The sequence below is a fragment of the Nonomuraea sp. NPDC049750 genome (genome assembly GCF_040659625.1).
In the GTDB taxonomy this organism is placed as follows: Bacteria; Actinomycetota; Actinomycetes; order Streptosporangiales; family Streptosporangiaceae; genus Nonomuraea.
On the sequence record NZ_JBFANB010000007.1, the window covers coordinates 276,573 to 287,511 of the forward strand.

The following is a 10,939-nucleotide window of genomic DNA, read 5'->3' on the forward strand; positions in this document are numbered from 1 at the left end:
ATCTCGGCGCCATGCTCACTCGTGCAGACATCGGCGTCATCGGCGGCTCGGGCTTTTACTCCCTGCTCGACGACGCGGAAGAGATAGAGGTCGCCACCCCCTACGGGCCGCCCAGCGACGTGGTCACGGTCGGACGGATCGGCTCACGCTCCGTGGCGTTCATCCCCAGACACGGGCGGGATCACCGCTTTCCACCCCACCGCATCCCCTACCGGGCCAACCTCTGGGCCCTCCGCTCACTCGGCGTCCGCCAGGTGCTCGCACCCAGCGCCGTGGGCTCGCTCCAGGTCGAGCACGGGCCGGGCGCGATCGTGATCCCCGATCAGCTCATCGACCGTACATCAGGACGGGTCCAGACCTTCTACGACATCGACGGCGCGGCGCACGTGTCCTTCGCCGACCCCTACTGCCCTTCGGGGCGCTCCGTGGCCGTGACGGCCGCTCGGGCGGGCGGCTGGGCCACGGTAGATGGCGGCACCCTGGTGGTGATCGAGGGCCCGCGCTTCTCGACCCGGGCGGAGTCGCGCTGGTTCGCGGGCAACGGGTGGACGATCGTCGGCATGACCGGCTTTCCTGAGGCGATTCTGGCTCGGGAGCTGGCGCTCTGTTACACGTCGCTGTCGTTGGTGACCGACCACGACGCCGGGGTGGAGGCCGGCGAAGGGGTGACGCATGAGGAGGTGCTGGAGTTCTTCGCCCGGAATGTGACGCGGATGCGGGGGCTGGTGGCGGAGGCGGTGCAGGGGCTGCCTAGTGAGCGATCGTGTCCGTGTGGGTCGGCGTTGGACGGCATCAAGCTGCCGTTCGAGCTGCCGTGAGTGGGGGCCTTGCGGGCGGCTGGCCGGGGCTCGCGCGCCCCAGTTCGGCGGGTCAGTCTGAGCGGCTCGGGGGGCTCGCGCATGCCGGTTCGGCGGGGCAGCCTGAACGGCTCGGGGAGCTCGGGCGGCCCGGTTCGACGGGGCAACCTGGGCGGCTCTGTGGGCTCGGGCAGCTCGGTTCGCTGGGGCGTCCTGGTTCGGCGGGGCGGCCTGAACGGGCCGGAGGGCTCGCGCGTGCCGGTTCGGCGGGGCGGCCTGAACGGCTCAGCCGACTCGGCGGGCCCGGGCGGCTCGGAGGGCTCGGGCGCCTTGGGCGGGTTGGGCGTCGTCGGCGGCGGCTTGCCGCGGCGATGGCAGCTGGCATCGGCGTCCTTTCCGCATATATCGCCCTACGCCCTACTCACGCCCCCTCCGTACTGGTGGCAACCCATGATCTCTCCCCCGGCATCCTCAAACCGGGCGACCTCCGCCCGGCCGCCCTCAACCCACCCCCGTCCGGCGCCATCCGCTCGGGCGCCGTCGGCCGCGTGCTGGCCGGGTCCATGCGCCGCGGCGAGCCCCTCACCGACGTACGACTGCTCCACTTACTCCCGCTGCCGCCCGGCACGGTGGCCGCGCCGGTGCGCATCGCCGACGCCGACACGGCTCAGCTGATCGCCCCAGGCTCGACGATCGGCGTCCTGGCGGCTTGGGAGGGCCAACCGGCCCAACTGGTCGCCGACGACGTCACCGTCGTGACCATCCCCAAGGCCGACGACGACCACGGCGCCTTGATCGTGCTGGCCACCACCCCGTCACAGGCAAGCCAGCTGGCCGCCGCCCAGGCAGGCGGCCGCCTGTCCATCACCATCAAGCCCCACCCGTAGCAACCGTCACCGACCGCGCCACAGCGGACTTCGCCTCGAGAACGTCGCTTAGAGAACTTAGAGAACCGAATCCTTCTTGGGGTCGTACTCCCAATGCCACGGCTCGAACGGGCTGCTGTAGGCCCAGGACGGATGGAACCACCCATACTTCTTGGAGTTGTTCTCCATCCAGACGAACTCCACTGACCGGAACCGCTCCACCCCACCACAAAGGTCAACGGCCAGCCCGAGACCGTGGTTGCTCCGCCCCGGCACCGCCGCGAACCCCGGCCGCCGATAGTAAACCGACTGCTGCTCAGCCAGGCTGCGGTACGCGTCGGTCACACACATCTGCTTACCGAACCGCTTCCGATAAGCCTCATTCAAGCTGACGAAGGCGATCGTCGCATCAGCCCTGAGGCTCTGCCCCTTCTGCTGCAACGGACACAACATCGCCTTCGGGATCAACCCGTTGGGATAGGAGTTGGCCGTCGCCGCCCGCAACGGATTGCACCCCAGTGCCGCCCGCCCGACCTTGTCGACCTTGATGCCCATCTTCACCAGCGCCGCGGTCAACGACTTCACGATCTTGTCCGACCGCTGCCTGAGCGTGTCGATCTCCACCGCCATCTGCGCCTCGGCCAACAGATTAGACGCCCGCAACTCCTGCGCCTCGCCGGCCAGCCGCTCCGTCTCCTTGTAAAGCGTGCTGGTCTGCTCAACCACCTGCTGCCGATTCGCCACGATATGAGCGGTATTGGTCATGGCCCGCAACGTCCCGGCGTCAGCATCACCGGACAGGAACGGCGCAACCCCATCACCACCGACAGGCTGCTCGTACAACAACTCCGCCATCTGCGCCACCGGCTGCCGAATCACGGCAAGCTTCCTCTCCGCCTCCTGCAGCGTGGTGAGCGTCGCTGTCAGCTTCTTCTCGGATGCGGCGATGTCGCTACGACGCTTCTCCAGCGCCTTGGTCGCGTCCTCAAGCTCCTTGGCCGACTTCTCGGCCTCCTTGCGAAGCTCGGTAAGGTTCGCCGGATCTCGCCGTTCGGCGTGGGCAGGCGTAGCCGCAGGCAGGATGACCAGGGAAGTCATGGCCATGGCAACCGCGATCAGACCCGCTGACCGAGGGGATGGCACCGTCGACTCCTCCGTTTGCAACTCTGTTACCAGGGTCCGGCACGCACGTTACTACAGCCCCCCGAGTGCCCGGACCGAAGTCAGAAGAGCTGTTATGACCGCGAAAGAACCACTTTGTACGTCCAACCGCCTTCACGGCTGCCTTCATGGGCTTGTCGTCCCAGGTAGGACGGGTACATCACGGACAGATCCGCCCACCTGTGCGGCTGGTGCATCCTCACGGGCATATGGCTCAGTGGGGCATGTGATGACCCTGAGGGTGGTGAGGCGGTCACATCTGGCATCCATCGGGGGTAGGTGGCGAGGCAGGCGGCTGCCGCAGTACTCACGGTCGGATCGACACGCACTCGGTTTCACATGCAAGCGGGGCCGCGCACACTCAGACGAGGCCAAGCACAGTCGGAACAGCACCATCTTCAGCGAAGGCATCAAGCAGGCCACGACCACTCCCAAACAACCACCTCCCCGCCTTCACTCCCTCCCTCGCTTCCCCCTTCGGTCACCTCTCGCTTGGGCTCGGTCACTTCCCGATTGAGCCCCGCCACCTCTCGCTTGGGACCGGTCGCCTCCCGCTTGGGCTCGGTCACCTCTCCCATGGGGCCAGCCGCCTCCCGCTTGAGTCCGGTCGCCTCCCGCTTGGGCCGCCGCTCATGTTCCCGACACGACTTCCAAAGCCACGTATCCACCCACTCCCCCGCACACGCCCGCTCCGTACGCACAGGCTCAGCCGCAGCACCTCGCTCCACGACGACAGGCGCAGGAGAGGGCATCACCACCCCTGCCTCGCCCCCCTGCGGCTTCTGCTTCGACATGGCATCGCGCACAGCCGCCGGCACCACCCCCTCGTACCACCGCTCAGGCCGAGCAGGCGCAGGCATCAAAACCGGCTCAAACCCCACCCACCCCCCAACCCCAGCCCGCATCCCCCGCTGCGCCGCCGCCCTCTCATAGCCGGTGAGCTCCCCCGCCAACAACCCCCCAGCAAGAATCCCCGGCGCCAACACAGCCGCAATCAACACCACAGGCCGCCTACGCACCTGACTACGTCGCCTTCTGGTCACAGACCCGACGCTATCGACGCGGGATGCGCAACAATCTGATCGCTTGCCATGCCTTTACTGCAGCTCAGAGCACCCATGACCCACCCCGCCAAACTCACCGCCGCCCCGCGTCCCACACACTGCCGTAGTTTCGCTAGGCTTACGGGGTCCGCCTCCGTAGCTCAGGGGATAGAGCACCGCTCTCCTAAAGCGGGTGCCGCAGGTTCGAATCCTGCCGGGGGCACTCTTCATGACCAGGCTTTTCGCCCTCTGACCTGCGGCTACTCGGCCGCAAGCCTTTTGCTTGCCAGGGCCTGGATAGGCTGCCGAAGGCATCCATACGCAGCCGTAGGACCTTGATCAGGGGACATATGGGGGATGATCTTGAAGGCATTTCCCGAGGTCAACTACAGATCGACAGTGAAGATGTCGCAGCTGCGCTGCTCGCCTCCCTGGAGCCGACGCACACCTGCATCGAGAGGTCTCTTCGGCTGACGGAACCGATCGAGGCTGCGGCCGGCCATCGCCGACGCATGCCTGAACTCGTGGCAGCGTTACCCGGGCGTCGGTAGCTGTCAAACCGTGGTCGTTCGTCATGGAGTCCTACTAGTGTAATGCGCCTGAAATTCGCCGGATAAGTTTCTATGCTGGCATGTATGACGCATCGAGGACCGGCCGCGGTGGAGATCCACTTGACGGAAGCCGAACGGGCTCGGCTGATCGGCATGTCGGTGGAATCGCCGAGGCAGGCGATTCGGGCGAAGATCGTGTTGGCGTGTGCGGTGCCGGAGGCCAGTAACGCGCAGGTGGCGCGGGATCTGGGGATAGCCGTGGGTACGGTGCGCAAGTGGCGTGCCGCCTTTGCCCGTGGCGGGCTGGATGCGTTGATGGATGAGGTCCGGACCGGGCGGCCCAAGGCGGAGTTGACGATCACCGATCACGAGCGGGCGGTTTTGCAGCGGTGGGCGCGGCGGGCGAAGTCCTCACAAGTCCTGGCGATGCGCTCGAAGATTGTGCTGGCCTGCGCGGAGGGCAAGGACAACCAGCGGATCGCCGAGCAGTTGCGGGTGCACCCGGACACGGTCTCGAAGTGGCGTCATCGGTTTTTGCGCATGCGGCTGGATGGACTGGTCGATGAGCAGCGTCCGGGCCGGCCGCCTTCGATCAGCTTGGATCAGGTCGAACAGGTGGTGGTGGCCACCTTGGAGGAGACGCCGAAGAAGGCCACGCACTGGTCACGGACCTCGATGGCCAAGCGCAGCGGGCTGAGCAAATCGACGATCGGCCGGATCTGGCGTGACTTCGGGCTCAAGCCGCACTTGGCCGAGACGTTCAAGCTGTCGACGGATCCGCTGTTCGTGGAGAAGGTCGTCGATGTTGTCGGCCTCTACCACAACCCGCCCGAGCGGGCGGTGGTGCTGTGTGTGGATGAGAAGTCCCAGATCCAGGCCCTGGACCGCTCCCAGCCGGTGCTGCCGATGATGCCGGGCATGCCCGAGCGACGCACCCATGACTACATCCGCAACGGGATCACCAGCTTGTTCGCCGCGTTCGACATCAAAGATGGAACCGTCATCGGCGAACTGCACCGCCAGCACCGAGCCACCGAGTTCAAGAAGTTTCTGATCACGATCGACAAGACGGTGCCGGCTGAGCTGGATGTCCATCTGATCTGCGACAACTACGGCACCCACAAGACACCGGCGATCAAGGCGTGGCTGGCCCGCCACCCCCGCTTCCACATGCACTTCACCCCGACCGGCTCCTCCTGGATCAACCAGGTCGAGCGGTGGTTCGGCTTCTTGACCGACCAGCTCATCCGGCGCGGCGTGCACAAAAGTGTCCAGTCCCTGGAAACCGATATCCGCGACTGGATCAGCCAATGGAACGACAACCCTCAGCCGTTCGTGTGGAAGAAGACCGCCGAAGAGATCCTCGAATCCCTCGCTCGATATTGCCGACGAATTTCAGACGCGGGACACTAGCGTGATAGACGAATTCCAACGGCATGAGTCGCGCCCGCATAGGGTGCGGCTCATCGCCGCTTCCATCGCACTATTTTTGCCGCTGGGGTGCTCCTCTGGCAGCGACGCCCCTGCCACACCTCCGGCTCAAGGCGGCAGCGCGTCGTCAGACTGGTTGAGCCGTCGTGTCGGGAGCGGCCCGCTACGATCGTCGCCTCCGACCGGATACATCCTTCGCAAGGACAAGGGGCAGACCTTCACCGATGGGTGGATGACGCTCTACAACACCGGTGACGCCCCGGTGACCATACGCAGCGTGAGGTCCAGCATGAAGGGAAGTGGCCTACGCCAGGTCGGTGTGATGGTGGCCGACCCCAACCGCAGACCCGCAATGTTCCAGGCCGTAGATGGATTCCCACCTCAGGCCCTGCCCTTCAAGAACGCGAAATTAGGTCCCATCAAGCCCGCCGAAGGCTACGTCCTCCCGCCCATCCCGCCGGAAGGAGGTGCGCAGAAGAAGAAGGGTTACCAGCTACTGATCGGCATTCAGGTAACCCAGCCGTCGGGCCGCAGTTCGCGAACCCACGTGGAGATCGAATACATATACAAGGGTCGTGCCTACACCGACCGCTGGGTCAACACGATTGCCGTCTGCACTCCCGCTACCGGGCCACTTTGTCCCCAGGAGTATGGGGAAAGTGGTTGAATTCCTGGGTCTCGCGTGCCGGGCGGCCAAGCAGACAGACCAGTGACAGGACGGGCTCTCTCGCCGAGGCTTCTATCAAGCCACACACGGCCAGCCGGCACACACCCTCGGGAGTGCTCCCCAAAAGACGCGACAGATCGTGCCGATGGCACCAGGAAGACCAAGGCCAGATAGAACAAGAGTCAACCTCAGGGGAGAACACCTCCTGCTCCTGCAACTTCATCCGCAGCCGGCCGAACACCAGCATCGCGATCATGCTGTGATCAGGGCGCGCGTCCAGGAGGTTGGAAAACGTCGGCAGGTACGGCCCGATGAACTCCCATTCCTCGTCCGTCAGTTGCCCTCGCGTCACAGACAAAGATCTACCGGTCCGGATGTCACCACGCGGGCAAATCGACAGATTGATCACAACCAGATACGCGCCCTAGCTTGTACTCGGCCATCTCGCTCCAGGACGCGCCGTCTCCCGCGGCATGAGGCGATATTGCGCTGTACCCGTATCTGGTGGCGGGTGCCGCACCTGAGCGCGGCAGCAGGTCCACATCGGTTGAGGAGTGGCCTCGGGGAGGCCGCGTCGCTCACGCAGAGCCGGCCACATCGGCAGAACCTTCATCCAGGCATGGAGCCGCTGGCCGGATGGTCATAGTCGTCACGCGTACGACCCCCGAGATCGTCTGAGGGGAGACATACGTACGATGACCATCTGACCCCATCGTAGACTTCCACGTCGCCCTGCTCGTTGAATCTCACATCACCTGGTTCGAAAGCGGCGTCGGCACTCATGATGGTCAGTATGCATCCGTCCGGCATTCCGGCTCACGATCCGCTCAGATTCGCGGAAGAAGCCAGGGAAAGGTTCGCCGCGAGGGGGGCACGGGCCGACGCGGATAAGGCGGTGGAGTTGTATCGCTGGGCGCTTCCTCGCGCCGTCGACCAGTACTCCCTGATCGTCATCGGGTTGCACCTGGTCGACATCCTGTCCAGGCGTTTTGAGCATTTCGGGGACCGCGCCGACATCGATGAGGCCATCACCCTCGCCACCCAACTGTTTGACGATTCGACCGACGACGGCGATCGGGCGGCCATTCTGGGGGACCTCGGTAACGCACTCCGCACCCGTTTCGCCGGCACCGGCGATCCCCTCGATCTCGATCGGGGAATCGACACCTTGATGTGTGCGATCTCCACGGTTCCCGACGGCGATCCAGCTCGTCGCCTGATCCTGATCAACGCGGCAGACGCGCTGCGCACCCGCTTCCAACATGCGGGCGACCACAGCGATCTTACCGAAGCGGTCCGCCTCGCGCGCGAGGCCAACCAGCTGATCACCCCAGACGACGCGCATGCCGCCTCGCTGCGCAATGGTTTGGCCGTGCTGCTTGTCACGAGGTTCGAGCATCTGGGCGACCCGGCCGATCTAGATGAGGCCATCGCGATACACCGGCGAAATATCGCGACCCATCCGAGCTCGTCGGTGGTGGCACTGATCAATCTCGCGCTCGCGTTGCTGAGCCAGTTCGAACAGACGCCTCAAGCCGACATCGACGAGGCCGTACGGCTCGGACGGCAGGCTATGAAGTGTCCCGCATCGCCCGATCAGCGGGCGGCCGCGCTGGCGGCTGTAGGGATGTGTCTGTCGGCGCGCTTCGCCCGCTTTCGGCGGAGCGATGACCTGGACGAGTCCATCGAGCTGCTACGCGCTGCCGTTGACGGCTGCGCGGCTAATAGCCGCGACTTCCCCAGCCACTGCTCGAATCTCGCCGACGCGTTGTGGACCAGGTTCATCGTCCGGGGGAGCCGGGGAGATCTGGATGACGCCGTGGCGGCGGGTCGTGCCGCGATCGGAGCCTGCCCCCAGAATGCTCCCGGTCGCGTTTCCTACCTCACCAATCTCGGCAACGCCCTACGCACCCGGCACGCGTACACGGGCAGCATCCCTGACCTGCGCGAGGCGATCGCCTGTGACGAGGAGGCGGTCGAGGCGCTGCCGCCGGGACACCCGGGACTCGCCGCCCGCCTGACCAATCTCGCCATCTCGCTGAGCGCCAGGTTCGAGCACGAGGCCAATCCCGTGGCGCTGGAACTTGCGATCGAGGTGATGCGCGACGCGGTGGACCACACTCCGGCGGGTGACTCTGACCGCTCCACAAGGTTGTCGAACCTCCTGGTCATGCTGACCAGCAAGGTCGAGCGTGAAGGCGATACGACGGCTCTGCGTGAGACGCTGACGGTGGGACGCAAAGCCCTCTCCAGCGCTGCGAGCTCTGCCCAGGGCGCCGCCGTTTCGTCGAACCTTGCACGAGCGCTGGTAGTTGGGTTCAAGACCACAGGATCGGCCGCCGACCTCGATGAGGCGATAGCACTGTACCGATCCGCGGTGGCCGGGCTGGACAGCGAGATCCATGCGGTGACTGCACAGCTGGGCTTGGCCGCGGCGCTGCATCTGAACGCGAACACGCGCGGCGACGACACCAGCTATGAGGAAGCCGTGGCCTTATGGCAAGCGATATCTACTCAGCTCACGGCGCCCGCATCGGCCCGCCTGCAGGCGGCGCGAGCTTGGGGTTCGGCTACAGCGGCCCGCGAGGACTGGGCACGGGCCGCCGAAGGCTACGCCGTGGCCACGGACCTGCTGCCGCTCGCGGCCTGGCGTGGCCTCGACCAGGTCAGCAGGGAACAACATCTGGTCGACGCAGGGACTGTCGCCGCTGACGCGGCCGCCTGCGCTCTCCACCTGGGCAGGCCGGAGTGGGCCGTCGAGCTGCTGGAGGGCGGCAGAGGTGTTCTGTGGGAGCAGGTTGTCGCGCAACGCGGCGACCTGTCCCGGCTACGCGAAGCCCACCCCAGGCTCGCCGACCAGCTGGATCTCCTTCGTGAACGTCTGGACTACGGCGGTCCTGCGGACGGGATCGGTCCGTTGAGGTTGGATGGCGTGACCGTGACCGGTGCGGCAGCCCGAGACGACCGCATGCGGGCAGCATTGGACTGGGACGCGACCCTGACGGAGATACGCGGGCATGAGGGATTCCGGCACTTCCTCGTGCGGGTTCCGCTTGCGGAGCTGATGCCGCCACCGGGCACTGCGCCCGTCGTGATCGTTAACGTCAGCGGCTACGGGTGCCATGCTCTGGTGGTCTCTGCGGACGTCACGGTCGTGGACCTGCCAGATCTGTTGGCAGACGAAGTCGCGACCCGGGCCACGAGCCTGCTCACGGTCCTCGACCGGCTCCGGAGGGGGGCTCTACCGCCCCGCGTGGGTACTGGCCCGCTGCAGCACGTCGTGTTCACCGTCATGGAGTGGCTGTGGGATACCGTGACGGAGCCGATCCTAAGCTCGCTCGGGTATGAGACGGTGAGCGACGACGTCTGGCCGCACCTGCACTGGTGTCTTGTAGGACGGCTCGCCGTCCTACCCGTCCACGCGGCTGGATACCAGCGGCCCGGTTCGGGTCGCGATCGGACCGTTCTCGACCGGGTCGTGTCCTCGTACGTCCCCTCACTCCGCGCCCTGAGTCGCGCCCGCCGGGCCGTCTCCACGGTGGATCGGCGGGCGCTGGTCGTGGCGGTTCCCGACGCGCCGGACATGCCGGAACTGCCGGATGCCACGGCCGAAGCCGAAGTCGTCACCCGACACCTGTCATGTGAGTACAGCCGCTTGGTCGGTTCGGCGGCGTCACGTGAGAGCGTCCTCGCTGACCTCGGCCGGTCCGCCTACGCGCATTTCGCCTGCCATGGCGTGCAGGACCTGAGCAGGCCGTCCGAGGGCGCGATCGTTCTGCACGACGGCGCACTGACGATCTTCGACATCGCCCGCCTGCGACTCGACGATGCCGAGATGATCTTCGTATCGGCATGCCGCACCGCGTCCGCCGGCACTCTGCTGCCCAACGAAGCGATCCACCTCGCCGCAGCCCTCCAGGTCGCGGGATATCGACATGTCATCGCGACCCTTTGGGCGATAGGCGAGCGCTCGGCCATCGTCGTGGCCGAGCAGGTCTACACGATGGTCGCCGCTCCCGGACGGCTGGAGCCTGATCGCGCCGCGTGGGCGCTCAACCGGGCGGTCCGCTCACTCCGGGAATCGGCTCCAGGCACGCCGACCGCGTGGCTGCCCTATGTTCACCTCGGACCGTGCGGCTCGTCGTTGGAGAGCGGTCGCGAGCGTCTGTCCGACGCATAATGACCCTTAGGAAGGGTACCTCAGAAGGAGGGATACCGTGGGCGAACCCGATTCGCGGCGCTTCTGCGATCCAGGCATCCTTGAGCGGCTTCCCGCAGACGCACAACCGTATCTGCTCCGCTGGCTGGTACAGAGCGGCACCAGACTACGCTACGCGGGTTGGGGCGCCTCAGGGAACTCGGGCGCCGCTGTACTCGCGGTCTACGCGCGCCAGGAAGGTGACGGCCCCCGTAAGCTCATCCT

General features: G+C 66.0%; 6 protein-coding genes and 1 tRNA gene. 6 read left to right on the forward strand and 1 reads right to left on the reverse strand.

Annotation, left to right across the window (positions count from 1 at the left end):
* Window positions 1-11: 11 nt before the first annotated feature.
* Window positions 12-818, forward strand: coding sequence for an S-methyl-5'-thioadenosine phosphorylase (locus AB0J16_RS21680; RefSeq protein WP_358542055.1), 807 nt, complete (start codon window positions 12-14; stop codon window positions 816-818).
* Between the two features lie 419 nt (window positions 819-1,237).
* Window positions 1,238-1,684 carry an SAF domain-containing protein gene (locus tag AB0J16_RS21685; RefSeq protein WP_358542058.1) on the forward strand — a complete coding sequence of 149 codons (447 nt, stop codon included), beginning with the start codon at window positions 1,238-1,240 and terminating at the stop codon, window positions 1,682-1,684.
* A 57-nt stretch (window positions 1,685-1,741) separates the two neighbouring features.
* Here AB0J16_RS21685 and AB0J16_RS21690 read toward each other — a convergent pair whose 3' ends face one another.
* Window positions 1,742-2,761, reverse strand: coding sequence for a D-alanyl-D-alanine carboxypeptidase family protein (locus tag AB0J16_RS21690; protein ID WP_358542060.1), 1,020 nt, complete (start codon window positions 2,759-2,761; stop codon window positions 1,742-1,744).
* Window positions 2,762-4,017: 1,256 nt separating this feature from the next.
* Between AB0J16_RS21690 and AB0J16_RS21695 the strand changes: the two genes are divergently transcribed.
* The 4 genes from AB0J16_RS21695 (at window position 4,018) to AB0J16_RS21710 (ending at window position 10,696) form a co-directional block, all read left to right on the forward strand.
* Window positions 4,018-4,090, forward strand: a tRNA-Arg gene (locus AB0J16_RS21695).
* A gap of 412 nt (window positions 4,091-4,502) precedes the next feature.
* Window positions 4,503-5,831: an IS630 family transposase gene (locus AB0J16_RS21700; protein ID WP_358542063.1), complete on the forward strand. Its 1,329-nt coding sequence runs from the start codon at window positions 4,503-4,505 to the stop codon at window positions 5,829-5,831.
* 250 nt (window positions 5,832-6,081) lie between these two features.
* Complete coding sequence (locus tag AB0J16_RS21705; protein ID WP_358542066.1) at window positions 6,082-6,516, forward strand: hypothetical protein; 435 nt, start codon at window positions 6,082-6,084, stop codon at window positions 6,514-6,516.
* A 793-nt stretch (window positions 6,517-7,309) separates the two neighbouring features.
* Complete coding sequence (locus AB0J16_RS21710; protein ID WP_358542069.1) at window positions 7,310-10,696, forward strand: CHAT domain-containing protein; 3,387 nt, start codon at window positions 7,310-7,312, stop codon at window positions 10,694-10,696.
* Window positions 10,697-10,939 lie beyond the last annotated feature (243 nt).

What these genes read in the sequence shown, in the direction of transcription:
- AB0J16_RS21680 (WP_358542055.1), top strand. Translation starts at nt 12, where the DNA reads ATGCTCACTCGTGCAGACATCGGCGTCATCGGCGGCTCGGGCTTTTAC.
- AB0J16_RS21690 (WP_358542060.1), bottom strand. Translation starts at nt 2,761, where the DNA reads ATGACTTCCCTGGTCATCCTGCCTGCGGCTACGCCTGCCCACGCCGAA.
- AB0J16_RS21700 (WP_358542063.1), top strand. Translation starts at nt 4,503, where the DNA reads ATGACGCATCGAGGACCGGCCGCGGTGGAGATCCACTTGACGGAAGCC.
- AB0J16_RS21705 (WP_358542066.1), top strand. Translation starts at nt 6,082, where the DNA reads ATGACGCTCTACAACACCGGTGACGCCCCGGTGACCATACGCAGCGTG.
- AB0J16_RS21710 (WP_358542069.1), top strand. Translation starts at nt 7,310, where the DNA reads ATGCATCCGTCCGGCATTCCGGCTCACGATCCGCTCAGATTCGCGGAA.